Source organism: Belnapia sp. F-4-1 (assembly GCF_000802185.1).
Lineage (GTDB): Bacteria > Pseudomonadota > Alphaproteobacteria > Acetobacterales > Acetobacteraceae > Belnapia.
Genome location: NZ_KN676113.1, coordinates 4,000,688 through 4,025,958, shown reverse-complemented (window position 1 = coordinate 4,025,958; position 25,271 = coordinate 4,000,688). Strand labels below are relative to the sequence as shown.

The 25,271-nt window shown below is 71.4% G+C and carries 24 protein-coding genes; 13 read left to right on the top strand and 11 right to left on the bottom strand.

Annotated features, from left to right (window positions below; genetic code table 11):
• Nucleotides 1-2 precede the first annotated feature (2 nt).
• Nucleotides 3-476, bottom strand: a complete 474-nt coding sequence (gene rplM / locus LH62_RS18975) for a 50S ribosomal protein L13 (protein WP_043363633.1) — start codon at nucleotides 474-476, stop codon at nucleotides 3-5.
• Nucleotides 477-651: 175 nt separating this feature from the next.
• Between rplM and LH62_RS18970 the strand changes: the two genes are divergently transcribed.
• The 3 genes from LH62_RS18970 (at nucleotide 652) to LH62_RS18960 (ending at nucleotide 4,614) form a co-directional block, all read left to right on the top strand.
• Nucleotides 652-1,620 carry a tripartite tricarboxylate transporter substrate binding protein gene (locus tag LH62_RS18970; protein ID WP_052214693.1) on the top strand — a complete coding sequence of 323 codons (969 nt, stop codon included), beginning with the start codon at nucleotides 652-654 and terminating at the stop codon, nucleotides 1,618-1,620.
• Nucleotides 1,621-1,638: 18 nt separating this feature from the next.
• Nucleotides 1,639-3,339, top strand: a complete 1,701-nt coding sequence (locus tag LH62_RS18965; RefSeq protein ID WP_043363632.1) for a dihydroxy-acid dehydratase — start codon at nucleotides 1,639-1,641, stop codon at nucleotides 3,337-3,339.
• A gap of 99 nt (nucleotides 3,340-3,438) precedes the next feature.
• Complete coding sequence (locus tag LH62_RS18960) at nucleotides 3,439-4,614, top strand: M20 aminoacylase family protein (protein WP_043363631.1); 1,176 nt, start codon at nucleotides 3,439-3,441, stop codon at nucleotides 4,612-4,614.
• A 94-nt stretch (nucleotides 4,615-4,708) separates the two neighbouring features.
• Here the strand turns inward: LH62_RS18960 and LH62_RS18955 are convergent, their stop codons facing one another.
• Nucleotides 4,709-5,320: a glutathione S-transferase family protein gene (locus tag LH62_RS18955; RefSeq protein WP_043363630.1), complete on the bottom strand. Its 612-nt coding sequence runs from the start codon at nucleotides 5,318-5,320 to the stop codon at nucleotides 4,709-4,711.
• Nucleotides 5,321-5,413: 93 nt separating this feature from the next.
• Between LH62_RS18955 and LH62_RS18950 the strand changes: the two genes are divergently transcribed.
• From LH62_RS18950 to LH62_RS18930, 5 genes are all read left to right on the top strand, one after another.
• Nucleotides 5,414-7,420, top strand: a complete 2,007-nt coding sequence (locus tag LH62_RS18950; protein WP_082012659.1) for a bifunctional diguanylate cyclase/phosphodiesterase — start codon at nucleotides 5,414-5,416, stop codon at nucleotides 7,418-7,420.
• A gap of 31 nt (nucleotides 7,421-7,451) precedes the next feature.
• Complete coding sequence (locus LH62_RS18945) at nucleotides 7,452-7,778, top strand: NIPSNAP family protein (protein ID WP_043363629.1); 327 nt, start codon at nucleotides 7,452-7,454, stop codon at nucleotides 7,776-7,778.
• 1 nt (nucleotide 7,779) lies between these two features.
• Nucleotides 7,780-8,685 carry an agmatinase gene (gene speB / locus LH62_RS18940; RefSeq protein ID WP_043363628.1) on the top strand — a complete coding sequence of 302 codons (906 nt, stop codon included), beginning with the start codon at nucleotides 7,780-7,782 and terminating at the stop codon, nucleotides 8,683-8,685.
• A gap of 333 nt (nucleotides 8,686-9,018) precedes the next feature.
• The gene (locus tag LH62_RS18935) at nucleotides 9,019-10,251 is read left to right on the top strand and encodes a type III PLP-dependent enzyme (protein WP_043363627.1); all 1,233 of its coding nucleotides are present in this window, start codon (nucleotides 9,019-9,021) and stop codon (nucleotides 10,249-10,251) included.
• 89 nt (nucleotides 10,252-10,340) lie between these two features.
• Entirely contained in the window at nucleotides 10,341-11,759 is a 1,419-nt protein-coding gene (locus LH62_RS18930; protein WP_043363626.1) for a homospermidine synthase, read from the top strand.
• A 6-nt stretch (nucleotides 11,760-11,765) separates the two neighbouring features.
• Here LH62_RS18930 and LH62_RS18925 read toward each other — a convergent pair whose 3' ends face one another.
• The 7 genes from LH62_RS18925 to LH62_RS18895 all read right to left on the bottom strand — a co-directional run bounded on the left by LH62_RS18925 (nucleotide 11,766) and on the right by LH62_RS18895 (nucleotide 18,538).
• The gene (locus LH62_RS18925) at nucleotides 11,766-13,097 is read right to left on the bottom strand and encodes a sensor histidine kinase (RefSeq protein ID WP_043363625.1); all 1,332 of its coding nucleotides are present in this window, start codon (nucleotides 13,095-13,097) and stop codon (nucleotides 11,766-11,768) included.
• Nucleotides 13,098-13,102: 5 nt separating this feature from the next.
• Entirely contained in the window at nucleotides 13,103-13,762 is a 660-nt protein-coding gene (locus LH62_RS18920; RefSeq protein WP_201445545.1) for a response regulator transcription factor, read from the bottom strand.
• The gene (locus LH62_RS29400; protein ID WP_043366163.1) at nucleotides 13,762-14,067 is read right to left on the bottom strand and encodes a PepSY domain-containing protein; all 306 of its coding nucleotides are present in this window, start codon (nucleotides 14,065-14,067) and stop codon (nucleotides 13,762-13,764) included. Before LH62_RS29400 ends, LH62_RS18920 begins: the two co-directional genes overlap by 1 nt.
• A gap of 205 nt (nucleotides 14,068-14,272) precedes the next feature.
• Nucleotides 14,273-15,394, bottom strand: a complete 1,122-nt coding sequence (locus tag LH62_RS18910) for a glycosyltransferase (RefSeq protein ID WP_043363624.1) — start codon at nucleotides 15,392-15,394, stop codon at nucleotides 14,273-14,275.
• Nucleotides 15,391-16,275, bottom strand: a complete 885-nt coding sequence (locus LH62_RS18905) for a hypothetical protein (RefSeq protein ID WP_043363623.1) — start codon at nucleotides 16,273-16,275, stop codon at nucleotides 15,391-15,393. Before LH62_RS18905 ends, LH62_RS18910 begins: the two co-directional genes overlap by 4 nt.
• Nucleotides 16,272-17,663: a glycosyltransferase gene (locus tag LH62_RS18900; RefSeq protein ID WP_043363622.1), complete on the bottom strand. Its 1,392-nt coding sequence runs from the start codon at nucleotides 17,661-17,663 to the stop codon at nucleotides 16,272-16,274. The genes LH62_RS18905 and LH62_RS18900 overlap by 4 nt, the downstream gene beginning before the upstream one ends.
• Nucleotides 17,663-18,538 (bottom strand): LysR family transcriptional regulator, encoded by an 876-nt coding sequence (locus LH62_RS18895; RefSeq protein ID WP_201445544.1) that lies wholly within the window; start codon nucleotides 18,536-18,538, stop codon nucleotides 17,663-17,665. Before LH62_RS18895 ends, LH62_RS18900 begins: the two co-directional genes overlap by 1 nt.
• 99 nt (nucleotides 18,539-18,637) lie before the next feature.
• Between LH62_RS18895 and LH62_RS18890 the strand changes: the two genes are divergently transcribed.
• The 5 genes from LH62_RS18890 to LH62_RS18875 are packed head-to-tail and all read left to right on the top strand — an operon-like array spanning nucleotide 18,638 to nucleotide 22,841.
• Complete coding sequence (locus tag LH62_RS18890; protein ID WP_043363621.1) at nucleotides 18,638-19,042, top strand: 4-oxalocrotonate tautomerase; 405 nt, start codon at nucleotides 18,638-18,640, stop codon at nucleotides 19,040-19,042.
• Nucleotides 19,043-19,085: 43 nt separating this feature from the next.
• Nucleotides 19,086-19,751 (top strand): hypothetical protein, encoded by a 666-nt coding sequence (locus LH62_RS28565; protein ID WP_052214689.1) that lies wholly within the window; start codon nucleotides 19,086-19,088, stop codon nucleotides 19,749-19,751.
• Nucleotides 19,742-20,365, top strand: a complete 624-nt coding sequence (locus LH62_RS28560; protein ID WP_052214688.1) for a hypothetical protein — start codon at nucleotides 19,742-19,744, stop codon at nucleotides 20,363-20,365. Before LH62_RS28565 ends, LH62_RS28560 begins: the two co-directional genes overlap by 10 nt.
• Nucleotides 20,366-20,417: 52 nt before the next feature.
• Nucleotides 20,418-21,653, top strand: a complete 1,236-nt coding sequence (locus LH62_RS18880; RefSeq protein ID WP_082012658.1) for an alpha-hydroxy acid oxidase — start codon at nucleotides 20,418-20,420, stop codon at nucleotides 21,651-21,653.
• A 3-nt stretch (nucleotides 21,654-21,656) separates the two neighbouring features.
• On the top strand, nucleotides 21,657-22,841 hold the full coding sequence (locus tag LH62_RS18875; RefSeq protein ID WP_052214687.1) for an MFS transporter: 1,185 nt from the start codon (nucleotides 21,657-21,659) through the stop codon (nucleotides 22,839-22,841).
• A 61-nt stretch (nucleotides 22,842-22,902) separates the two neighbouring features.
• On the opposite strand, the gene LH62_RS18870 is transcribed toward LH62_RS18875, so the two are convergent.
• A complete protein-coding gene (locus LH62_RS18870; protein WP_043363619.1) occupies nucleotides 22,903-24,951 on the bottom strand; it encodes a carbohydrate-binding domain-containing protein in 2,049 nt (682 codons plus the stop codon).
• Nucleotides 24,941-25,225: a hypothetical protein gene (locus LH62_RS31215; RefSeq protein WP_160299854.1), complete on the bottom strand. Its 285-nt coding sequence runs from the start codon at nucleotides 25,223-25,225 to the stop codon at nucleotides 24,941-24,943. Before LH62_RS31215 ends, LH62_RS18870 begins: the two co-directional genes overlap by 11 nt.
• Between the last annotated feature and the right edge of the window lie 46 nt (nucleotides 25,226-25,271).

The window sequence follows — 25,271 nt, the reverse complement described above, 5'->3', positions numbered from 1 at the left end:
GCTCAGAGCACCTTGTTCTTGCGGTTCATGGCGGCGACGTCGAGCGCAACCGGCTGCTGGCCGGCATGCGGATGCTCAGGGCCGGCATAGACGTGGAGGTTTTCCATCTGGCGGCGGCCGAGCGGCCCGCGGGTGATCATCCGCTCGACGGCCTTCTCGATCACGCGCTCGGGGTACTTGCCCTCGAGGCGCTCGCGCACGGTGCGCTCCTTGATGCCGCCCGGGAAGCCGGTGTGCCAGTAGAAGATCTTCTGCTCGGCCTTCTGGCCGGTGACGCGCACCTTCTCCGCGTTGATGACGACGACATGGTCGCCGCAATCGACATGCGGGGTGAACTGCGGCTTGTGCTTACCGCGGAGGCGGTTGGCGACGATGGTGGCGAGGCGGCCGAGGACGAGGTCCTGCGCATCGACCACCACCCAGGCCTTCTTGACCTCGGCCGGCTTCAGCGAGCGCGTCTGGGTCTGGAGTTGCATGGGAATGGGCTTTGTCCGGTCTGAAAGAGGCGCGGGTTATGGCGCCCGACCGGCCGGAGGTCAAGGGTAAAGCTCGGGTTTTGGGGCGCGGTATCCACGTACCGCATCAAATCGGCAGGTTGCCAGCCACCCTGGTGGAGGGCAGGCTCGGCGCAACGATACGGGAGCGGCGGCCATGGCGAAGATCGGACGGCGGGGGTTGATCGCGGCGGGCGGGGCACTGGCGACACCGGCCCTGGCCCAGGCGCCATGGCCCGCGGGGCAGACCGTCGCGGTCGTCATCCCCTATGCGCCCGGCGGCGCCTCCGACGTGATCGGCCGGCTGGTGACGCAGACCCTGTCGGAGCGGCTGGGCGGCACCTTCGTCATGGACCACAAGCCGGGCGCCTCCACCAGCCTCGCCGCCCGGCTCGTGGCGCGGGCGAAGCCGGACGGGATGACGCTGCTGCTCGGCACCATCGCCACCTTCACCCTGACGCCGCTGGCGCTGCGCAACCCGGGCTACGACCCGCTGGCCGATTTCGTCCATGTCACCCAGGTCTGCGAGACGCTCTCCGTGCTCGTCGCCCATCCGCGCTGGGCGAGCTTCGAGGCGCTGATCGCGGCGGCCAGGGCGAAGCCCGACGCCCTCTCCTATGCCACCTGGGGCGTCGGGACGACGGCGCACCTCCCGATGCTCGACCTACTCGGCCGGGTCGGGGCGGAGATGCTGCACGTCCCCTACAACGGCTCGCCGCCGGCGATGACGGACACCATCGCCGGGCGGACGGATTGCATGTTCGCCCTCTACGCCGCCTGCAAGGGCCATCTGGAGGAAGGCCGGCTGAAGGGCCTCGCGCAGCCCGTGCCCACCCGGCCGGCGGCGATCCCCGACGTGCCGACCTTCGCCGAGCTCGGCATCCCCGACTTCGTCTATACCGGCTGGTACGGCGTGCAGGCCCCGGCGGGCACGCCGCGCGCCATCACCGAGCGCATCGAGCGGGCGCTGACCGAGGGGCTGGCCGAGCCGCGCATCCAGGCCTTCATGGCGACGCAGGGGATCGGGCCCTCCGCCATGGGCGGGCCAGCGGCCGTTGCGCGCATCGAGCGCGAATTGCCACAGAACCGCACACTGATGCAGCGTGCGGGCCTCAGCCCGGAGTAGCCCCCAGTGACAGACCCCATGCCCAAGGCGCCTCATGGCCTCTCCCGCAACGCCGCCAATTACGGCGACCGGGAATTCGCCTTCTACCTGCGCCGCAGCTTCGCCGCCTCCATGGGCTATTCCCGCACCATGCTGGAGAAGCCGGTGGTCGGCATCGCCGACACTGCCTCCGACTACAACAACTGCCACCGCAACGTTCCCGAGATGATCGAGGCGGTGAAGCGCGGCGTGCTGGCGGCGGGCTCTCTCCCCCTCGCCTTCCCGACCGTCAGCCTCTGCGAGCCCTCGCTGACGCCGACCTCCATGCACTACCGCAACCTGATGGCGCTCGACACCGAGGCGATGCTCTCCGCCCAGCCGATGGACGCGGCAGTGCTGATCGGCGGCTGCGACAAGACGGTGCCCGCCCAGCTCATGGCCGCCGCCAGCGCGGACGTGCCCTGCGTGATGCTCGTCACCGGGCCGATGCTGGCGCAGCGCTTCGAGGGCGAGCGCCTGGCCGCCTGCACCGACTGCCGCCGATATTGGGCCCGCTACCGCGCCGGCGACGTCTCCGCCGAGCGCATCGGCCAGATCGAGGGCAAGCTCGCCACCAGCGCCGGCACCTGCGGCGTGATGGGCACCGCCTCCACCATGGCCTGCATCGCCGCCGCGCTCGGCTTCATGCCGCTGATGGCAGCCAGCGCGCCCGCCGTCCATGCCGACCGGCTCCGCTTCGCCGAGGAGGCCGGGGAACTCGCCGTCCGCCTCATCACCCATCCGGTGAAGCCCTCGCAGCTCATCACCGAGCGGAGCGTAGAGAACGCGCTGCGGGTGCTGCTGGCGCTCGGTGGCTCGACCAACGCGCTGATCCACCTGACGGCGATCGCCGGCCGTGCGGGCGTGAAGATCGACCTCAAGCGGCTCGACGCCCTCTCCGAGGAGACGCCCGTGCTGGTCGACCTCAAGCCGACCGGCGAGGGCTACATGGAGGACTTCCACGCCGCCAGTGGCATGGTCGCCCTGCTGCGCGAGCTGCGCGACCTGCTCCACCTCGACTGCATCGACATCACCGGCCGCACCCTCGGCGAGCTGATCGATGCCGGCACGCCCTATGTGGATCGCGCCATCATCCGCGCCCGGAGCCAGCCGGTCAGCCCGGTCGGCGGCCTCGTCTCGCTCTTCGGCAGCCTTGCGCCGGAGGGCGCGATCCTCAAGCGGAGCGCCGCCACCCCTGCCCTCTTTGAGACCGAGGCGCGCTGCATCGTCTTCGACGGCCTCGCCGACCTCGCCGACCGGATCGACGACGACGCGCTCGACGTGACGCCGCAGGACATCCTTATCCTGAAGAATGCCGGGCCGCTGACCCCGGCCGGCATGCCGGAAGCGGGCTACCTGCCGATCCCGAAGAAGCTGGCCCGCGCCGGCGTCAAGGACATGGTGCGGATGAGCGATTGCCGCATGTCCGGCACCGCCTTCGGCACCATCGTGCTCCATATCACCCCCGAGGCTGCGGCCGGCGGGCCGCTGGCGCTGGTCGAGACGGGGGACCGGGTGCGGCTCTCCGTCAGCGAGCGGCGTCTCGACCTGCTGGTCGAGGAAGCCGAACTCGCGCGGCGCCGCGCGAACTGGGTGCCGCCCGCCGCGCCGAAGCGGGGGTGGGACAAGCTCGTCCACGAGCAGGTGCTGCAGGCGACGGAGGGGGTGGATCTCGCTTTCCTCAGGCCCGAGGGGGTGTAAGCGGGGGCTCCGCCCCGCGCCCCCGCTCGGGGGGGGAAGCTTCCCCCCGGGCCCCGCCGTCAGTATAGCTCCCGGGCATAATCACCGGGGCAAAGAGACATGCCGATCCTGAACCGCATCGCCGACTTCCATGCCGAGATGACGGCTTGGCGGCGGGACTTCCACGCCCATCCCGAGATCGCCTTCGAGGAGGTGCGGACCAGCGGCATCGTCGCCGAGAAGCTGCGTGAGTTCGGCTGCGACGAGGTCATCACGGGCATCGCCAAAACGGGCGTCGTCGGCGTGATCCACGGCCAGGGCGGGCCCGGCCGCGCCATCGGCCTCCGCGCCGACATGGACGCGCTGCCGATCCAGGAGCAGACCGGCCTGCCGCATGCTTCCGCCGTGCCCGGGAAGATGCATGCCTGCGGCCATGACGGCCACACCACCATGCTGCTCGGCGCCGCGAAGTACCTCGCCGAGACGCGCAACTTCGCCGGCACCGTCTACGTCATCTTCCAACCGGCCGAGGAGGCCGGCGGCGGCGGCAACGTCATGGTGCAGGAAGGGCTGTTCGAGCGCTTCCCCATGGAGCGCGTCTTCGGCATGCACAACTGGCCGGGCGCGCCGGAGGGCAGCTTCTGGTGGCGCGAAGGGCCGATCATGGCGGCGACCGCGCAGATCGAGATCGTCGTCACCGGCAAGGGCGCCCATGGCGCCATGCCGCACCAGGGCAACGACCCGGTGGTGGTCGCGGCGCAGATCGTCACCGCGCTGCAGTCCATCGTCGCCCGCAATGTCGAGCCGGCGGAATCGGGCGTCATCACCATCGGCCGCATCCAGGGCGGCGACACCTGGAACGTCATCCCCGAGCAGGTGACGCTCTTCGGCACCGCCCGCTGGTTCAAGCCCGAGATCGGCGACCTGCTGGAGCGCCGCTTCCTCGAGATCGCGACGGGCATCGCCACCGCCTTCGGAGCGACGGCGAAGGCCGTGTTCGACCGCGGCTACCCGGCGACGATCAACGAGCCGGTGAGCACGGCGCTGACCGTCGAGGCCGCCCGCGCCATCGCCGGCGAGGCGAAGGTGCAGGAGATGCCGAAGCCCACCATGGGCGGCGAGGACTTCTCCTTCATGTTGAACGCCAAGGACGGCAGCTACATCATGCTCGGCGCCGGACGGGGGCCTGCCGATCCGCAGGTCCACCACCCGAAATACGACTTCAACGACGCCGTGCTGCCGATCGGCGCCAGCTACTGGGCGCGGCTGGCAGAAGGGGTGCTGGCCAAGGGCTGACCTGTTGCGGCGAGGGGCGTCGCTGACGTTCCGCCATGGCCGGGTCGGGCCCGGCCATGGCGGTGAAGGAAGCAACGAAGCCTTCCCTGCCCCCTCAAGCCTTCGCCGAAGGCCGCGCCGCCATCATCGCGTGATGCGCGGTGATGGCCGCGAGCTTCGGGTCGATCGGCTGGCCGACCCCGGCGGCGAAGTCGAGGAAGGCGAAGAGCGTGATGTCGGCGAGGCTCAGCCGGTTGCCGCAGACATAGGTCCGGCCGGCGATCAGCCCGTCGAGCCAAACAAGGCGCTCCTGTGCCGTTGCCTTCAGGTCGTCGGCGGCCTGCGGGATGCAGCGGATGCGGTTCTCGAACAGCTTGAGCCCTTCGGCGAAGCGGAAGCCGTTGAGCATCGGCTCGGCGATGTTGAGGTCGATGCGGCGGGTCCACATGCGCGTCTCGGCGCGTTCCCGCGGCGTCGTGCCGATGAGCGAGGCGCCTGGAGTGACCTCGTCGAGATATTCACAGATGGCGGTGATCTCGGCGATCACGCTGCCGTCGTCGAGTTCGAGGCAAGGGAGCTGGCCGGCGGGGTTCTTCGCCATGTAGGACGGCTGGCGGTTCTCGCCGCCGCGGAGATCCACGGTGGTCTTCGGGATCTCGATGCCGCGCTCGGCCATGAAGATGCGGACGACGCGCGGATTGGGCCCGATCGAATCGTAAAGATGCATGTGTTTTTCCTCCCGACCACAGGTCCTGCGCATCCAGGCGGCTGATGGTGCTCATTTTTCGTTCATGTTGCCGACTTAAGGTTGAAAGGCACCATGACCACGAAAGCCGGTGATGCGTATCCAGCTGGCGCGATGATAGCCCCGTCAAGAACCGAAGAGGAATGCGGTCGCACGGACGCAGCGGATCGATCCTGGCAGCAGGACGAGGCAGCCACGCTGGTCGCGCCGCTCTTTGACCGCCTCGCCTCGCTCTGCGTCGGGCATGTCGCGCCGCTCTCGCTCTGTCTCTTCGTCGCAACGCGGACCGAGAGCGCCTGGCCGGTCGCCTTCCTCCTGATCGACCTGGCGCTACTGCTGCTCCGTGTCGCCGTGGTGGTGGGCCATCGCCGGCTGCCGGCGCCAAGCCCGGCCGATACGCTGCGCGCGGCGCGGCGCTACTTCGCCGTGGGCACGGCCTGGGCGATCGCCACGGGGAGCTTCTGTGCCCTGGCCTATCTACTCGTCGCCGACGGCGCGACGCAGGTCCTCTCGGCCACCCTTTCGATGGGCACGGTCGGCGGCATCGCCTCGCGCAATGCGACGACGCCGCGCTTCGCCATGGCCCAGATCAGCCTCATCATGCTGCCGCAGGTCGCGGTCGACATCTCGATCGGCGGCTGGCACTGGACCAAGGTGACGATGGAGGTGATCTACTTTATCGCCCTCTGCTCCATCGTCCGCCGACACCATGCCGATATCCGCCGGACCTTGCAGGCGCAGCGCGAGCGGGCGGACATGGTCCGGCGCAGCGAGCATGTCGCCCTGCATGATGCGCTGACTGGCCTGCCCAACCGGATCATGTTCCAGAACGCCATGGCGCAGGCGGTGGGCGGGCTGCCTGCAGCGGGCTTCACGGTCTTCTACCTCGACCTCGACCGGTTCAAGGAGGTGTATGACAGCCTCGGCCATGGCGTGGGCGACCAGCTGCTGCGCGAGGCCGGGGCGCGCATCCGTGGCTGCCTGCGCGAGGGCGACCTGGTGGCGCGGCTGGGCGGCGACGAATTCGCGGCCATCCTGCCGGGTCGCTCGACGGCGGAATCCATCGCGCCATTCGCCGAGCGGCTGATACGGATGGTCGGGCATGGCTATTCCTTCGGCGACACCCGCCTCGATGTCGGGGTCAGCCTCGGAATCGCCCTGGCGCCGCAGGATGGGCGGGATGCCGACCTGCTGCTGCGCCATGCCGATATGGCGCTGTACGAGGCGAAGGAGACCGGGCGCGGCACCTTCCGCTTCTTCGATCCGGCGATGGCGGAGCGGTTGCAGGCGCGGCACAGCCTCATGGCGGACCTGCGCCTGGCGCTGCAGCGCGAAGGGGAGCTGGTGCTTCACTTCCAGCCGGTGGTGCGCATCGATGGCGGGCTGCTCGGATTCGAGGCGCTGCTGCGCTGGCGGCATCCGCGGCGCGGCATGGTGCCGCCGGCAGAATTCATCCCGCTGGCGGAGGAGTCGGGGCTGATCGCCGAGATCGACGCCTGGGTGTTGCGGCGGGCCTGCGCCGAGGCGGCGCGCTGGCAGGGGCCCTACCACGTGGCGGTCAACCTTTCGCCGGCGCGGCTCGAAGGGCGGGACCTGATCGGCGCCGTCGCCGCGGCGCTGGCCGAGGCGGGGTTGCCGGCGACGCGGCTGGAGCTCGAGATCACCGAGGCGGTGGTGCTGCGCGACAGCCAGCGCACGCTCGACCTCTTGCAGCAGCTGCGTGAGATGGGCGTGCGGGTGGCGCTCGACGATTTCGGCACGGGCTATTCCTCGCTCGGCTACCTGCGCAGCTTCCCGCTCGACAAGCTGAAGATCGATCGCAGCTTCGTCCGCGACCTCGGCGAGGCGGGGACGGCGGCGCCGATCCTCCGCGCCATCGCCAGCATGGCCGAAGCGCTGGGGCTGGTGACCATCGCCGAGGGGGTCGAAACCGAGGCACAGCTCGCTTTGCTGCGGCAACTCGGGGTGGCGCAAGTGCAGGGCTACCTCTTCAGCCGGCCCTGCCCTGCCGAGGCGGTGCCGGCGCTGATCGCCACGCTGACCCGGCCGGTGCCGCTTCGCGCCTTGCCGGAGGCAGGCTAGTCTGGCCCTTCCCAATGGGAGGGCCAAGACCATGATCCATGAACTCCGCATCTATCACTGCGTGCCGGGCCGGCTGCCGGCGCTGCTGAAGCGGTTCGAAACCATCACGCTGAAACTCTGGGAGAAGCACGGCATCAGGCAGGCCGGCTTCTGGACCGTGCTGGTCGGCTCCTCCAACCAGGACCTCTACTATCTGCTCGAGTGGGAAAGCCTCGCCGAGCGCGAGCAGAAGTGGAACACCTTCGCCACCGACCCGGAATGGCTGACGGCGCGGGCGAAGACGGAGGAGGACGGTCAGATCGTCGCCTCGGTCGAGAACCTGCTGCTGGCGCCGACCGCCTTCTCGGCGGTGAAGTAGCATGGCGGGCCCGCCGACCTTCGCCACGCCACCGGGTTTCCTCGGCATCGAGCGGCGGGAGGCGGGGGCGGCCTATGTGGTCGCCGGGGTGCCGATGGATATCGGCACCACCAACCGCGCCGGCACGCGGGACGGGCCGGCGGCGATCCGGCGGGCAAGCCGCATGCTGGTCGATGGCGTGCATCCCACGCATTGGGTCGATCCGCGCGACCTCGACATCGCCGATATCGGCGAGTTCGCCATCGCCCTCGGCGACATCCCCGGCAGCCTGGCGCTGATCGAGCGCCAGGCGGCGGCGTGCCGGCACCTGGTCGCGCTCGGCGGCGAGCACGGCATCACTCTGCCCCTGCTGCGCGCCTTGTCGAAGCGCCTCGGCGGGCCGCTCGGGCTGCTGCATTGCGATGCGCATGTCGATACCTGGGCCGATAATTTCGGCCAGGCCTATGCCCATGGCTCGCCCTTCTACCATGCGATCCGTGAGGGGCTGGTCGATCCGCGCCGGATGATCCAGGTGGGGATCCGCTCGCCGGTTGACCGGGCGACCTGGGACTGGACCATCGGCCAGGGCGTCACGGTCGTTACCGGGCAGGAGGCGCAGGAGCTGAGCCCGGCGGCGCTGGCGGAGCGGGTGCGCACGGTGCTCGGCGGGGGCCCCGCCTATCTCTCCTTCGACATCGATTGCCTCGACCCCGCCCACGCCCCCGGCACGGGGACGCCGGAAATCGGCGGCCTCGCCTCCTGGCAGGCGCAGGGGCTGATCCGGCGGCTGCGGGGCGTCGATTTCCGCGGGATGGATATGGTCGAGGTCTCGCCCGCCCACGACCACGGCGAGATCACGGCGCTGGCAGCGGCGACGCTTGCCTGGGAATATCTGGCCTTGCAGGCCCTAGACCGGCAAGATTCCTGAAAGCTTTCGTCCCTTCGCGCGGCCATGCCGGTAGAACGGGCGAGCCCCGAAAAAAAGGCATAGCAATTCGAGCACGGAGCCACTATTTCTCCGGTCGCGGTCGCTGAAGGGCGGCCGCTGGCGCTATCGCACGTGCCGCGAGCCCCGGATCTCTGATGGCCGGGGCACAGCAACGACGGGACGCGTCCTTTTCGTCCATGCCGGTCGCAAGACCGGGGCCGTGAGGGATCTGCCTATGTTGCTCGAACGGGTCGCCGCGATGCGAAGTCCGCTGCGCATCGCCTGAAGCCGGGTCAAGCCCCCGCCTCCTCTCGCTCACCAGGATCGCGCCACATGTCCCTGCTCCGCACCCGTGCGGCGGTCGCCCCGCTGCGCCGCCAGTTCGACGACGCCCTCACCGCCCTCCCCTCCGTCGATGCCCTGGTTGCCGTCGAGCGGCCGGAGGAGCCGATGCACTGCCTGCGCCCGGCCGCCATCGCCGAGGCCTCGGCCGGTTTCGTCGCCGGTTTTCCGGGCGAGGTGCTCTATGCGGTGAAGTGCAACCCGGAGCCCGCCGTGCTGCGGGCGGTCTGGGAGGGCGGTGTGCGGCATTTCGACTGCGCCTCCGCCAATGAGGTCACGCTGGTCCGCACCATGTTCCCCGAGGCCGGCATCCATTTCATGCACCCGATCAAGGCGCGCGGGGCCATCCGCGCCGCCTGGGGCGAGCATGGCGTGCGCGACTTCGTCCTCGACAGCGCGGCAGAACTCGACAAGATCCTCACCGAGACCGGCGCGGGCGCCGAGGAAGGACTCGGCCTCTTCATCCGCCTCGGCCTGCCGAAGGGCACGGCGATGCTCGACCTTTCCGGCAAGTTCGGCGCCGAGCCGGATGAGGCGGTGGTCCTGCTCCGCGCCGCACGGCCGCATGCGGCCCGGCTCGGCCTCTGCTTCCATGTGGGCTCGCAGATGATGGACCCGCTCGCCTGGCGGCAGGCCATGGCGCTGGCTGGCGAGGTCATCCGCGAGGCCGGCGTACCGGTGGAGGTGATCGATGTCGGCGGCGGCTTCCCGGTCGCCTATCCGGGGATCGAGCCGCCTCCGCTCGGCGCCTTCTTCGCCGAGATCGAGGCGAGCTTCGAGGCGCTGGCGCTGCCGGGCGCCGTGCTCTGGGCCGAGCCGGGCCGCGCCCTGGTCGCCGGCGGCGGATCGGTCGTTGTGCAGGTGCAGGGCCGCCGCGGGCGTGACCTTTACCTGAACGACGGCGTCTATGGCGCGCTCTCCGATGCCGGCGTGCCGGGCTTCACCTTCCCGGTGCGCCTGATCCGCCCGGAAGGCCTGGCCGCGGCCGCGGCGGAGGAGGACTTCGTCTTCTTCGGCCCGACCTGCGACAGCGCGGACCGGATGAAGGGCCCCTTCCCGCTGCCCGCCGATATCCGCGAAGGCGACTGGATCGAGATCGGCCAGCTCGGTGCCTATGGCGCCTGCCTCCGCACCGCCTTCAACGGCTTCGACCGGGCCCGGCTGGTCGAGGTCCGCGACCGGCCGATGATCGAGGTTGACGCGGAAGTTTCACTGGCCGCCTGAGGCCCGCTGCGCGTTCTGCCATCCGGCCCTCTCCCATCCGGAGGGGGCCGGTTTCTTTTTTTACCTGCGTGCCTCGAAGGAGCCCCTCGATGATCCATGCCCGCTTCTCTGGCCGCCTCGTCATGCTCGGCTTCGGCAGCATCGGCCAGGGCGTCCTGCCGCTGATCCTCCGCCATATCGACATCAAGCGGGAGGACATCACCATCGTCACCGCCGAGGAGCGCGGGCGCGAGGTGGCGGCGGAATACGGCATCCGTTTCATCGTGGAAGGGGCGACGCGCGAGAACTACCGCGACCTGCTGACCCCGCTGCTGCGCCGCGGCGACTTCCTGCTCAACCTCTCCGTCGACGTCTCCTCCGTCGCGCTGATGAAGCTTTGCCAGGAACTCGACGTCCTCTATCTCGACACCGTCGTCGAGCCCTGGACCGGCGGCTACACCGACCCGTCGCTGACGCCCTCGCAGCGCTCCAACTATGCGATGCGCGAGGCGGCGATCGCGCTGCGCGGGGCGGCGCAAGGCGGGCCGACCTCGGTGACGGCGCATGGCGCCAATCCCGGCCTCGTCAGCCATTTCGTCAAGCAGGCGCTGCTCGACATCGCCCGCGACACCGGCGCCCCCGTCGCCGCGCCGCCGCCGGCCGCCGACCGCGCCGCCTGGGCGCGCATCGCCCACGCCCTCGGCGTGAAGGTCATCCATATCGCCGAGCGCGACACCCAGGTCGCCGACCGGCCCAAGAAGCCGGGCGAGTTCGTCAACACCTGGTCGGTCGATGGCTTCGTCGGCGAGGGCTGCCAGCCGGCCGAGCTCGGCTGGGGCACGCATGAGAAGGCGCTGCCGGCGGATGGCCACCGCCACGGCTTCGGCTGCGACGCGGCGATCTACCTGATGCGCCCGGGCGCAAGCACGCGCGTCCGCACCTGGACGCCGTTGGAGGGGCCGTTCCACGGCTTCCTCATCACCCACAACGAAAGCATCTCGCTCGCCGACTACTACACGCTGCGCGACGCTTCGGGGCAGGTCGTCTACCGCCCGACCGCCCACTACGCCTACCACCCCTGCGACGACGCCGTGCTTTCCGTCCACGAGCTGGCCGGCAAGAACTGGGAGATGCAGCCCGAGAAGCGGCTGATGACGGACGAGATCGTCCGCGGCATGGACGAGCTCGGCGTGCTGCTCATGGGGCACCAGAAGGGCGCCTACTGGTACGGCTCGCGCCTCACGATCGAGAATGCGCGGCAGCTCGCCCCGCACAACAACGCCACCTCGCTTCAGGTGACCGTCGCGGTGCTGGCCGGCGTGATCTGGGCGATGGAGAACCCGCGCCGCGGCGTGGTCGAGTCGGATGAGATTGACCACCAACGGGTGCTGGAGATCGCCCGGCCCTATCTTGGCGAGGTGGTCGGCGCCTATTCCGAATGGACGCCCCTGCAGGACCGTGCGCGCCTCTTCCCCGAGACGCTCGATGCCGAGGACCCCTGGCAGTTCTCCAACATCCGCGTGGTCTGATCGTGCTTAGCGCGCCGGTAGCGTAAGCCGGGCGCGCAACCCGCCCGACGGCGCGGCCTCCAGCGCGAGGCCGCCGCCATGCAGCTCGACGAGGTCGCGGACGATGGCGAGGCCGAGGCCGCTGCCCGGCGCTGCCTCGTCCAGCCTGACGCCGCGCGCCAGCACCCGCTCGCGCTCCTCCTCGGGAAGGCCGGGCCCGTCATCCTCGACGGTGACGGCCACCTGCCCGCCCTCGCGCGCGACATGCAGCGCCACCGCCCGCCGGGCCCATTGGCAGGCATTCTCCATCAGGTTGCCCAGCAGCTCGGCGAGGTCCTGCGGATCGACGCCGACGCGGGCCCGCGCATCACCTTCGACCGCGATCGCCACGTCGTGGTTGCCGGGCAGCCGCCGCAGGGCGCGCGCGATATCCTCGCCGATGGCGAGCGGCAGCGCGCCCGGCCCCGCCGCGCCGGAGAGCGCCGCGGCCCGCGCCCGGCGCAGATGATGCTGCACCAGCCGCTCCATCGCCAGCGCCTCGCCCCGCAGCACGGCGAGGTCCGGCGGCGCTGCATCGAGCGCGGCGCGCTGTACGGCGAGCGGCGTCTTCAGCGCATGGGCGAGATTGCCGAGATGCGCCCGCGCGCGCTCGACGGTCGCCCGGTTCTGCCGCAGCAGCGCGTCGATCTCCTCCAGCAGCGGCGCGATCTCGCTCGGCGCGGCCAGCGCGGCGAGATCCTCCCGCTCGCCCGCACGCAGCTCGGCGACGGCCTGCCGCGCCTGCCGCAGCGGCCTCAACCCCAACACCACCTGCAGCACCGTCCCCGCCACCAGCCCGAGTCCGAGCAGCCCGAAGCCGAGGCCGATCAGCCAGCGCAGCCGCCGAACCTCGCCATCGACGCGCCCGCGCGCCATGGCGGCCTGGACCAGCAGCGGCGGCCCACCATCCGGCGGCACCACCGCCCGCTCGCCGAGCCGCAGCGCCTCGCCGCGCGGCCCCGCCACGTCGCGGAGGCGCGGCCCGGCCTCCGGCCCCCCATCGAACTCCGGCAGATGCGCATCCCAGAGCGAGCGCGAGGCCGCCCGGCCGCCACCCGGCACCGTGATCTGCCAATAGGCCCCTGCGAAGGGCTGCTCCAGATCGGGGTCGGAGACCGGCCGCTCCAGCCGCGGCCGCCCATCCGACCCACGGGCGGCGGCGCCCGCCACGCGGTCGAGCAGACCGAGCACCCGAGCATCGAAGGCGCGCAGCACCTGGTCGCTGGAGATGCCGAGGATCAGCCATCCCCCCACCACCAGCCCGAGCGCCACCCAGAGCGCCGAAAGCGCCGCCAGCCGCAGGGTGAGGGAGCGGAACACCGCGCTCAGCCGGCTGCCAGCCGGTAGCCCTGGCCGCGCAGCGTCTCGATCAGCGCCGGGTCGAGCTTCCGCCGCAGCCGACCGACCACCACCTCCAGCGTGTTGGAGTCGCGGTCGAAATCCTGGGCGTAGAGATGCTCGGTCAGCTCCGTCTTAGAGACGACGCGCCCGGGCCTGTGCGCCAGATAGGCGAGCAGGCGGAATTCCAGCGCTGTCAGCCGCACCGGCATGCCGCGCCAGGCGACGCTGCCCGCCGCGGTATCGAGCCTGAGATCGCCGAGCGCGATCACCGCCTGCGCAATCCCATTGGCGCGGCGCACCAAGGCGCGCAGCCGGGCCAGCAGCTCCGCCATGGCGAAGGGCTTGGCGAGGTAGTCGTCGGCCCCGGCATCGAGGCCGGCGACCTTCTCCGTCCAGCCGTCGCGGGCGGTGAGGATCAGCACCGGCATGGCGCGGCCGGCAGCCCGCCAGCGGCGCAGCACCGAGAGACCGTCGAGCCGCGGCAGGCCGAGGTCGAGCACCACCGCGTCATAGGCCTCGGTGTCGCCGAGGAAATGCACCTCCTCCCCATCGGGGGCGACATCGACGGCGAAATGCGCGGCGACCAGCGCCTCGCGGAGCTGCGCAGCAAGGGCGGCGCTGTCCTCGGCGACCAGCACGCGCATCAGCGCCGCTCCTGCACGGGGCCGCGGGTCTCGATCACCCCGCCGGTCGCGGCGTCCATCTTCACCCGGTACATGCGGCCCGAGGGCGGCAGCAGCTTGAACTCGTAGACCCAGCGCCCATCGTCGCGGTCGAGGTCGGTATCGACCACCTGCCCGACGAAGCGCCGCTCCAGCTCGGCGAGGATGCGCGACAGAGGGCGGATCTCGCCGCGCTCGACGGCGGCGCGGGCGCGGTCCTGGTCGTCGTCATCCGCGCGGGCGGCCGTCGGCAGGAGCAGCAGGGCGAGGAGGCTTCGGCGCAGCATCGCGCGAGGCTGCGGCCGCGAAGCTGAACCGCGACTGAACGGCCGGCTCAGCCGCGGTTCAGCCAGCGGATGCGAGAACCGCGTCATCGAATGCCGTTCAGGGAAATAGGCATCATGACCATGATTGATCCGGCGATGCTCAGCCTCGGCCTCTTCCTTCTTGCCTGCGGCGCGGTGCCGGCGGTGCTGGCGCTGCGGGCCGGCGTCACGTCGCCAGCGCCCGCAGCCGTGCCGCCAGCGCATCCTGCGCTTCGGCCAATTCCGCCGCATAGCGGAGCGCGAGCCGGCGCGAGGCTAGTCGTAATTCCCGGCGGAAGGCTTCGCTCAAACGGTATTCCCGCATCAGCGTGACCAGCGCCGCGGCATCGGCGCAGCGATGGCCGGGATGCTCGGGCGCAAGTCCGGCGAAGGCGTCCGCCGTGCCGAGCACCGGGTTGCCGAAGGCCAGCGCCTCCACCGTCTTCACCTTGAGGCCAGTGCCGCCGGCCATCGGGTTCAGCACGCAATCGACGGCCGCATAGAAGGCGGCGACGTCGGCAAGATTCGGCATCAACCGCGGGCGGGAGGCGAGGCGGAGATCCCCCCGGCGAAGGACACGGCCGGCCAGCAGCCAGGGCAGCTCGGGCGCCCCCGCCAGGGCGGCGTCGAGGGCGCCGAGCGCGGCGAGGTTCCACGGATTGGCGCTGCCGAGATAGCCGAAGGGCATCACCGGCTCCGGCGTCAGGCCGGCGAGGAAGCGGAGCGGCGGCATGTGGCCGAGCACCGCAACCTCCGCCCGGGTGCGGCGGCGCAGTTCAGTGGCCTCCTCATCCTGGATAGCCAGGACGAGGTCGGCCCGGTCCAGGCCGCGGCGTTCCTCGGCGACCGTGGTGAAGAACCATGACGGATCGAGCCCTTGCGCCCGCGCCACCGCGTCGCGGCCGCCGAAGAGGTCATGCGTGTCGAGGATGCGGAAGGCATCGCCGGCACCCTCCAGCGCGGCGGAAAGCCAGACGTAGTTCACCAGCACCGCATCGTAGCGGCGGACGCGTTGCAGGGCGGCGAGCCGTTCCGCCAGCTCCGGCGGGCACCAGTCGTCGATGCCCCAGGCGCCGGGGAGGCTCGGCTCGCCGATGACGGCGGCAGGCACTTCGTGGAAGCCGTGCCAGAAGCTGGCCATCGCGATGCGCCCACCCGGCGTGCTGCCCTCGGTGGTGCAATGGAGGAATTCGCAGCGGATGCCCCGCGCCATCAGCGCCGCGCCGAGCCCCTGGATGCGCGCCGCATTTCCCTGGTCGGCAGGGTGCGAGGCGATGGGGGAAAGGATAAGCAGGCGCGTCGCGGTCACGGCCGCGCCTCGAGCGTCACGAGGCGAAGGCCTGGCGGGGCGCCGTCGCGCCAGGCGAGGCCGAGCACGGGAGCGCGGTCGGCCGGCGGATCGATGCTGGCGACGAGGCCGCCGGGAACGGAGCGGGCCGGGATGCGGAGCCCATCGAGGAAGACGGCGGCGGGACCCGGCTCTGCACCGGCGAAATCCAGCCGGAGGCGCCAGCGCAGCGGCGGCAGGGCGCCGGGCAGCAGCCGCAGCTGGCGCACGCCCTCAAGCGGCAATCCCTCGGACCCGCCCGGCGCGGGCAGGTCGTGCGGCAGGACAGCGGCGGGGACTAGTAGGTCGAGCACATGGCCGGGGCGAGGGACGAGCAGCAGCAGGCTGGCCTGCTGTGGCGCGAGGTGGCGGCCGCCCTGCTGCCAGCCCGGCCCCGCCAGGGAGGCGGCGGCGCGCAGGCATTCATAGGTTTCCGCAAGGCGAGGCTCGGGCAGCAGCAGGTCGTGGCGTTCCGGCGCATCGTCACGACCCGCGAGCAGCAGGATGCGGGCGAGGCCTTCCGCCGGCGGCGCCTCGCCGGTGCCGCCGGCGACCAGGGTGAGGCTGGCGCCCGGCACAGGGGCGCCGGAAGGCGTCCAGGCAAGGCGGTCGCGCGCCGGCTCCCAGGCCGGGTCGGGCGCGGCATCGGCCACCGGGTCGAGACCGAGCAGGGGAAGGCCCTGCTGGCGGAAGCGGGCGAGCAGGGCGCGCTCCATCGGATCGAGCGCCGCCGCATCGGCAATGCCGGCCCGGGTGCCGGGCAGCCAGGGCAGCAGCGCACCGAGCGGCAGGCCGAGGTCGCGCGCGGCGAGGCCAGGCAGCGCACGGGCGAACAGGGCGGCGAGCAGCGGGGCGGCGCTCATCCCGGCAGCTGAAGGTCGAGCACCAGCCCCCTCCCCTCCAACGCTGCGGCGCGGAGTTCGGCGCCGGGCGGCAACAGCGCCGCGGCGAGGCCGCCAGGGGCGAGGCTGAGCATGGCGAGCCGGTCGGAGTCCTCCAGGTCGAGGCGCAAGCGGCAGGCGCCCGTCCGGCCGGCCAATGCGGCAGCGATCAGCGCACGGTCGGCGGCAAGGCGGAGCAGCGGCGGGGGCTCGGACCGTCCTGGCGGGCGGTCCTCCGCAGCCTCGATCACGGCGCGGTAGCGGGCAGCGACGGCCGGCAACGCCATCTCCGCCTCGGCATGGGCGCGGCCGCCGGCACCGATGGCATGGGCCCGGTCCGGCGCGGCGGCGAGGGCGGCCAGCGCATCGGCCAGGGCCCGGGCGCCGCCGGCAAGCGGCAAGGCAATGACGGCGTCGCCGGGCAGTTCGGCGAAGGCGCCGGTGCGGGAGACGATGCAGCACGTGCCGGCCGCCAGCGCGCGGGCGAGCGAGCCGGAGCTTTCGCCGCTCGAAGGGAAGCGGAGATTCACCAGCACATCGGCCGCGGCGATATGCGCATCGAACTCATCGGCCGGCAGGTGGCCGGTGATGTGGGCGCGGCGGCCGATGCGCGGGGCCAGCGCAGCCGGGACCTCGCCGGCATGAACCCAGCGCAGGGCGGGCAATCCTTCCAGCGCCTCCAGCACCCAGTCGAGGCGCTTGGCCAGCGACGCGAAGCCGGCAGTGACGAGGAGGAACTCCTCGCGCCCGATGCCGAGCCGAGCGCGGGCCTCGGCACGCCCTGGCGGGCGGCCAGGCGGCAGGAGGTGCGGGATGACTTCGACATGCGCGATCGCCGCCTCGCCATGGGTGAGGCGGAGGCGGGCCTTGGCAAAGCGGGAATGGACGATGACGGCCCGAGAGCGCGCCAGCACCTCCCCGGCCAGGTCGAAGAGCAGGTGGTTGGCGCGGGTGGACACACCCTGCCCGCGTAGGTGCCGGGCATATGTGGCGGTGAGGCCGGGCGCGGCATGGCGCATGCCGGCGAGGATGGTGGCGCGGTCCTCGCCGGTTGATTCGTAGAGATGCAGCAGGCCGGGATCGTGCAGCGTGGTGACGCCGGGCCGCGCCCGCAGCGCCTGCAACACGAAGCCATGGCCGGAATTGTTGCCGATCTGGTAGAGGCGCCGCCCTTCGTCGCCTCGCAGGCGGTGGGCCAGGGCCAGGTCCACCACCCGGACGCCCGGCGGCGCCTCGGCAAGCCAGTCCTCGACGGCGGCGGCGCAGTCGTAATGCGCGGCGAGGCCCGGAAGCAGCGCGGCGGCGTAATCGGCGATGCCGTTCCGCGCCGGCGGCAACGGGCTGACCATCAGGAGGGGCGGGCGGTCCATCACCGGCCATTTGCGCGCGAAGCGCCGGTCTCGCCAAGGCTCGCGCGGAGGCCGGCGGCCAGCGCCCGGGTCGCCGCGGCCAGGGCGGGCGAGCCGGTGCGCGCAAGGAGAACGATCTCCGAGGGCGGCAGGGCCGGCAGGCCGAGCGCCGGGCCGAGATCCGGCGCCCCGCCGGCGGCGATGCGGCCCATGGGCGCGATGCCGAGCCCGGCCTCCGCCCCGGCCAGCAGCGCGGCGCAACTGCCGCCGATGAAGCTCTCCCGCCAGGGCAGGCCGGCGCGGTCGAGGGCGCGGATGGCGGCGCCGCGCACGCCGCAGGCCGGGCCGAGCGTCGCCAGCGGCACCGGCTCGCCGGGTGCAAGGCGCATCCCTGCGGCGCCGCGCCAGCCGAGCGGGTCCTGGCCGAGCACCTCGCCATCCGGGCCAGCCGCCTCGCGCCGGATCAGGGCGGCGTCGCAGTCGCCGGCCTCGAAGCCGGCGCGGGCTTCCCGCGAGAGGCCGGTGCGGAGGGAGAGGATGGCGCCGGGCGGCAGGGCAGCGCGCAGCCGCCGGAACAGCCCCTCCAGCCCGAGGCCGAGCGCATGGTCGCTGGCGCAGAGAGCGAAGCGGAAGGCCGGCGCCTCCTCCAGCCGCAGGGCGGCGTCATGTGCGGCGAGCAGTGCGCGGGCGCGTTCGAGGAAGGCGGTGCCGGCGGCGGTCGGACGGACGAGGCGCGGGGTCCGCTCCAGCAGGCGATGGCCGAGCCGGGCCTCGAGCGCCTTCAGCCGCTGGCTCACCACGGGCTGCACGGTGCCGGCGGCCTCGGCGGCACGGGTGAGGTTGCCATACTCGGCGGCGAGGACAAAGAGGCGGACGGATTCCAGGTCGAGCATCATAAGATTTTACTATATCAGAAAGAAGTATCCATAGCGTTCCGGTGGGGGTGTCGGCATTGCAGGCTGGGCTTCGGGACCACCAACCGAAGGAACCATTCCATGCCCATGATCGGCGTCCGCTACGTTACCCCCTCCCCTCGCCCCGGCCTGCAGGCCGAGGTGGCGGCCCTGGCCGCGCGCCTCGCCGCCGAGCATCTCGGCAAGGACCCCGGCGTCACCGCCGTGCTGGCGGAGCCGACGCGTGCGGAGGACTGGTTCATCGCCGGGCAGCGGCCGGCCGAGGCGGGGCTCGGCGCCTTCTGGCTCGACATCAAGGTGACGGCGGGGACCAACACCAAGGCGGAGACGACGCGCTTCGTCGCCGCCGCCTTCACCGGCATGGCGAGGCTGCTCGGGCCGCTGCACGAGGAGAGCTATGTCCTCGTCCATGCGGCGGATGGCGATGCCTACGGCTATGGCGGGCGGACGCAGAACGGCCGATGGGCGGCGTCGCACCCCGGGTGAGCCGCTGGCGCGCCGCGCATTGGAATGGTAGCGACGGCGCGCCATGGATGATGCATCGCCCCCGCTGCTGGTGGTCGGCGCCGGTCGGGACGGGCTGCGGCTGCGTGCGCTGCGGCCCCTGCGGCCGGAGGCGCCGCTCCGTGCCTGGTGCCGCGGGATCGAGGTGGGGCGGCTCGCCCTCGCCGGCCCGGTCGAGGCCGGGGCGGTGCTGACCCTGCCCATCGCCCGGCTGCCCTGCGTGCCGCTGCCCGCGATGCTGCGGATCGCCGCCGCGGTGGAGGGGCCGGAGCTGGCCGAGCCCTGGCCGGTCGCCTCGGCCACGGAAGCGGCGGCGCTGCTTGGGCCGGCGCGGCCGGGGATCGAGGATCTCCGGCTCGAATACGGGATGCTGCGGGGGACGGGAATCGAACGCGCCAACGGCCTGCTTCAACCGGCGCTGCACGCCGTCATCAATGGCAGCACGGCGCGGGCGGTCCAGGCGGAACCGCCGGTGCCGCTGGCCGAGGGCGGCTGCGCCTTCCGCTTCGCCCTCGCGCTGGAGGCGGCCGACCTTACCGGCAGCGGCATCGAGGTGACGCTGCACGCGATGGGCACCCGCGAGGTGCTGGCGCGCTTCGCGCTCGGGCCGAGCCTGCCGGGGCGGAACGGCTGGCCGAGTTCGAGGCGCGGCGGCTGCGGCTGGAACAGGCTGGCGATGCGATGCGGCTGACGGGGCAGGCCGCTCTCGACCGGCAGGTGCAGATGCAGCAGGAGCGCATCGATGCCTTCATCGATGCGGCGGCAACGCTTCTGCTCGATCGGCTGGCGGAGGAGGAGGCGCCGGCCGCCGCGCTGCGCCGGTTGATCTCCGCGGCGGCGGAGCCCAAGCTGGCTGAGCCCGTCGCGGCCACCGAGGGGGCGGCCGCAGTGCTGGCGCCGCGCGACCCGGCCTTCGACCTCGGCTGGCACGGGCCGGAGGAGGATGAGGAGGGGCCGTTCCGCTGGATGACCCTGCAGGGCCTGCTGCGCAACCCGGCGCCGCTGCGGCCGGTCGCCCGGGTGGTGCTGGAGGTCGGGCATCTCTATGGCGCCCCGGCGCCGTTGCTGGAGGCGGGTTTCGACGACACGCCCTGCCTTGTCGAGGCGGAGCAACGCGGGCCACACCATTTCTCGCTGCGCATCGTGCCGCCGGGCGGGGCGATGCCCTGCCGGCTGCTGCGGCTGCAGTCGCGCGCCGGCGGCTCGCCGCTGGAGGACGGCGTCAGCGGGGATGAGCGGGTGCTCTCCATCGCCGTCACGGGCGCGGCCTTCCACTATGCGGAGGCGCCGTCCGCGCCGCGTTGACCGGACGCGGCTTTGGGCCGACCCTGGCCCATCTTGCTGGGGGAGACGGGCGATGCCGCCGGAGGGCGAGACGCGGGAAAGGCTGGCCGAGGCGACGCCGACGGTCGCGGCGCGGCATAACGAGCCGGACCTGCCGCGCTCCCTGCGGCATATCCTCTCGCTCGACGACTTCGAACGGGCGGCGCGGCGGCACCTGCCGCGCATGCTCTACGGCTTCGTTTCCGGCGCGGCCGAGACCGATTCCTCGCTGCGCGACAACCGGGCCGCCTTCGGGGAGCTTGGTTTCGTCCCGCGTGTCCTTGCGGACGTGACGGAACGGCAGACCGGGCGGACGGTGCTCGGCCGGCGCCATGCCGCGCCCTTCGGCATCGCGCCGATGGGGGCCTCGGCGCTGTCCGCCTACCGGGGCGACATCGTGTTCGCCCGCGCCGCTGCGGCGGCCAACATCCCAATGATCCTGAGTGCCTCCTCGCTCATCCCGCTGGAAGACGTGCGGGCCGAGGGGCCGACCGCCTGGTACCAAGCCTACCTGCCGGGCGAGGCGGCGCGGATCGAGGCACTGGTCGACCGGGTGCTGGCGGCGGGCTACGACACCTTCGTCCTCACCGCCGACGTGCCGGTCTCGGCCAACCGCGAGAACAACGTCCGCAACGGCTATTCCCTCCCGCTGCGGCCCAATCTGCGGCTGGCCTGGGAAGGGATCAGCCATCCGCGCTGGCTGTTCGGCACGGCGCTCCGGACGCTGAAGAACCATGGCATGCCGCATTTCGAGAACATGGATGCAACGCGTGGGCCGCCGGTGCTCTCCTCCAATCTGATCCGGGCAATCGGGCGGCGCGATGGCCTCGCCTGGGAACATCTCACGCTGATCCGGGCGCGCTGGCCGGGGCATCTTCTGGTGAAGGGCATCCTCTCGGCCGAGGATGCGCGCATCGCCCGCGACTGCGGGGCGGATGGCATCATCGTTTCCAACCATGGCGGGCGGCAGCTCGACGGCGCGATCGCGCCGCTGCGGGTGCTGCCGGAGATCGCGCAGGCGGCCGAGGGAATGGCCATCATCTATGACGGCGGCATAAGGCGCGGGACGGATGTCCTGAAGGCGCTGGCGCTCGGCGCCGATTTCACCTTCCTCGGCCGGCCATTCCTTTATGCGGCGGCGGTGGGGGGCGAGGCCGGGCTGCGGCACGCCATCACCCTGCTCTGGGAGGAGATCCATCGCGACATGGCGATGCTCGGCATCACCGACCTCGCCCAGCTCTCGCCCGACATCCTGCGGCGGCTGGGCTAGGTCTTGCGGCTTTCCGGGCTGGGGGCGGCGCTCGCGGCGACGACAGGCGCGCAGGCGCTGGCCACGCTTGCCGTCTTCACCCTTCCGGTGCTGGCGACCATGGCGGCGCGGGACCTGGGGGCGGAACCGCATTGGCTCGGCTGGCAGGTGGCCTGCACCTATGCCGCCGCCAGCACGGCCTCGATGTTCTCCGGCGGGCTGCTGCGGCGGCTGGGGCCCGCGCGCTGCACGCAGCTCGCCCTGGCGGCGGGGGCGGCGGCCTGCCTGCTGATCGTCGGCGCGGGGCTGGCGGGGGCAATACTCGGCTCCTTCCTGACCGGCATCGGCTATGGGCTGACCAACCCCTCCGCCTCGCAGGTGCTGGCACGGTTGACGCCGCCGGCGCGGCGCAACCGCGTCTTCGCCGTCAAGCAGACCGGGGTGCCGATCGGCGGTGCGCTGGCAGGGGCGATCCTGCCCGGCCTTGCCGGCGCGATCGGCTGGCGCGGAGCGGTGCTGGCGGCCGGTGGAGTGATGGCAGTGGCAGCGATCGGCTGCGGCGCCTTCCGCCGGCATTGGGATGGCGAGCGGGAGCCGGGCGCCCCGCTCGGCGCGGGGGCGCTCGGCGGGATCGTCGCCCTCCGGACGCGGCCGGGGCTCGGCCCGCTGGCGGTGATCTCGGCCTGCTTCTCGGGATTCCAGCTCGCCCTCGGTTCCTACATCGTCACCATGCTGGTCGAGGAAGGCGGCTGGGCGCCGGTGGCGGCGGGATTCGTCGCCTCGGCGAGCCAGGCGGTCGGCATCGGGGCGCGTATCGCCTGGGGTGCCGTGGCGGATTGGTGGCGCTCCGGCCTGAAGGCGCTGGCGGCGATCGGCGTCTGCACCTGCCTCGGCGGGGTGCTGCTGCCGATGGCGCTGGCTGGGCCGGGAGCGGGGATCGTCGTGCTGCTTTGCCTGCTCGGCACCTGCGCAGCCGGGTGGAACGGGTTGCTGCTCGCGGAGGCGGCGCGGCTGGCCGCGCCCGGCAAGGCGGGGGATGCGGCGGGCGGCGTGCTCTCGGTGGCCTTCGCCGGGGTGGTGGTGGGGCCGTCGCTCTTCGGCGCGGCGGTCGCGGTGACGCAATCCTACTCGGCGGCCTTCGGGATGCTAGCGGTCTTCCCCGGCATCGGGGCGCTGATTGCCTGGAGGAGCACGCTGAAGGGACGCTGAGGCGCGGCAGGCTTCCACGAAGGGGGCGGGCTTGCAGGCCCCGCCCCCTCCGGCGCCGGCGTCAGGCGATGCCCTGGTACAGGTCGAGAAGCGGCGCCGCCAGATCGCGCCCGATCGTCGCGGCGTCGGCGCTGTTCATGTGCGACCCGTTGGACCCCGCCTCCGGACCGCCTGCCATGGTGATGTTCGAGCCGTAGGCTGCCCAGGACAGCTTCCCATGGAAAGCGGGATCGGCGGAAAGCTCGTCCATGCCCTGGCGGATGGCGGCGAAGCTGCCGCCATAGGGATAGCGGATCGGCACGAAGAGATAGGGCGTGCTGTCGGCGGCCTGGTGGTCGAAGATGTCGCGCACGGCGGCGGCGTCCGCCTGCACTTCCTGCTTCCACAGCGCCGTCGTCAGTCCGCTGATCTGCTGGTCGTACTCGTTGTGCATCCAGACGGTGATGGTCTCGTTGTCCTTGATGTCGGCCGGCAGCGCGTTGAGATAGTCGTGCATCTTCTTCTGCTGGCCGCCGGTATCCCAGGTGGTGAAGGCGGTGGCGGAGAACTCCGTCTTGTTGTCGCCGCCGAGGATGTTGATCCTGACGCCGGGCAACGCCTTCTGCAGCTCGGCCTTCAGGGCATCGTCGCCGCCATACTGGTCGAACAGCAATGCGTTGGACTGGCCACGGATCAGCACGTTCAGGTCCGTCAGGCCGTCATGGTTCAACGCACTGCCGGGCGTGGTCGTCACCGGCGGCGGCGCGGTGGTCGCAGCTTCGGTGAAGGTGAAGCTCGCCGTGGAGTTCGTTGCGCCACCGGTGATCGCCTTCGCAACGCCCATGATCTCAGTGCCGTTGTACTTGGCGCCATCAAGATAAAGGTTGCGGTCCGCGCCTGACCAGCCGCCGTACTCGTCGTTGAGGAAGCTGATCTTGACCTGGTGCGTCCCCGGCCCCCACTCGCCGGTGATGTCGAAGGTGTCGCTCGCCTTGTTGGCGTGGTTGGCGGTGGTCGTGTAGGTGCCGCCGATCTGCTTGCCGTCCACCGAGACGGTGAACTGCGCGTGGACGTTCTTGTAGGCCTGCTCCGACAGGCGGAGCGTCAGGTGGTCCAGGCCCTCGGTGGTGGCCGGCGGCGTCTCAGTGCCGGTCGAGGGCGGCGTCGTAGTCGGTGGCGTCTCAGTGCCGGTCGAAGGCGGCGTCGTGGTCGGCGGCGCCACGGTGCCGGTCGAGGGTGGTGTCGTGGTCGGTGGCGTCACGGTACCGGTCGTAGGTGACGTCGTGGTCGGCGGCGTCTCAGTGCCGGTCGAGGGCGGCGTCGCGGTTGGCAGCGTCTCAGTGCCGGTCGAGGGCGGCGTCGTAGTCGGCGGCGTCACGGTACCGGTCGTGGGCGGCGCGGTCGTCAGCGGCGTCGCGTCGGTGAATTTGAAGACATGCGGATCATAGGCGGACCACATGTTCAGCTTGGCATTGGGGACGGCCACGCCGTTATAGGTCGCACCGTCGAGGTAGAGGTTCCGGTCGCCGCCGGCATCCTTCGCATCGTTGAGAAATTTGATGGAGACCGAATGATCGCCGCTGTCCCAGTTGCCCTTCAGCGTTATCGAGTCGGACTTCCAGCCATGCTGGGCGGTCGTCTGATAGGTCCCGCCGACCTGCACGCCGTCCACCAGGACCGTGAACTGCGCCGCAGCCCCATACGCGGTCTGGCTGACCTTCAGCACCAGCGTGTCCATCGTGCTGGTAGGAGGCGGGGTGGTGGTCGAAGGCGCTTGCGTGGCGGCGGGCGGCAGGGCCGTCGTGTCGGTCAGCTTGAAAGTGTTCTTGTCATAGGCCGACCACATATTGAGAACGGCGCCAGGGACGGGCACGCCGTCGTAGATCGCGCCGTCCAGATACAAATTGCGATCGCCGCCCGCATCCTTGAAGTCGTTCAGATATCTGAGCTGAACCGTATGCTCGCCTTTGTCCCAGTCGCCGGTCAGGGTGACGGTATCGGACTTCCAGCCGTGGATGGCGGTGGCCTGGTAAGTTGATCCGGCCTGCTTGCCATCCACGAAAACCGTGAATTGTGCTGGCACACCGTAGACGGACTGGCTGACCCTAAGCAGCAGCGTATCAGTTGCCATAATAGTTACGATCCTTTTCGAAATGGTCCGACATAGGATTGTTTTTATTTTTATATTCTTTGACGACTTTTGCATTGCCCGGAAAGAGCGTCAACATGTTTGTGAGGCGGAAACTATTGCCTTGAGCGCCATCAAACCCCGTGCGTGAGCAGCGCGGCGTGTTTTCGTCTTCTGCGTTATTGAGGGTGACCAGCCTGCGTGGCGCCAACCTGCCGAGGCCAGCGACGGGGCTCGCGGACGGCTGCCAGTGCAGGGACGGAGCGCGCTCACGCATCCTGTCCTCGCTTGCCGGCTTTGAGCGCGGCTAGAGCGGCGTCCGT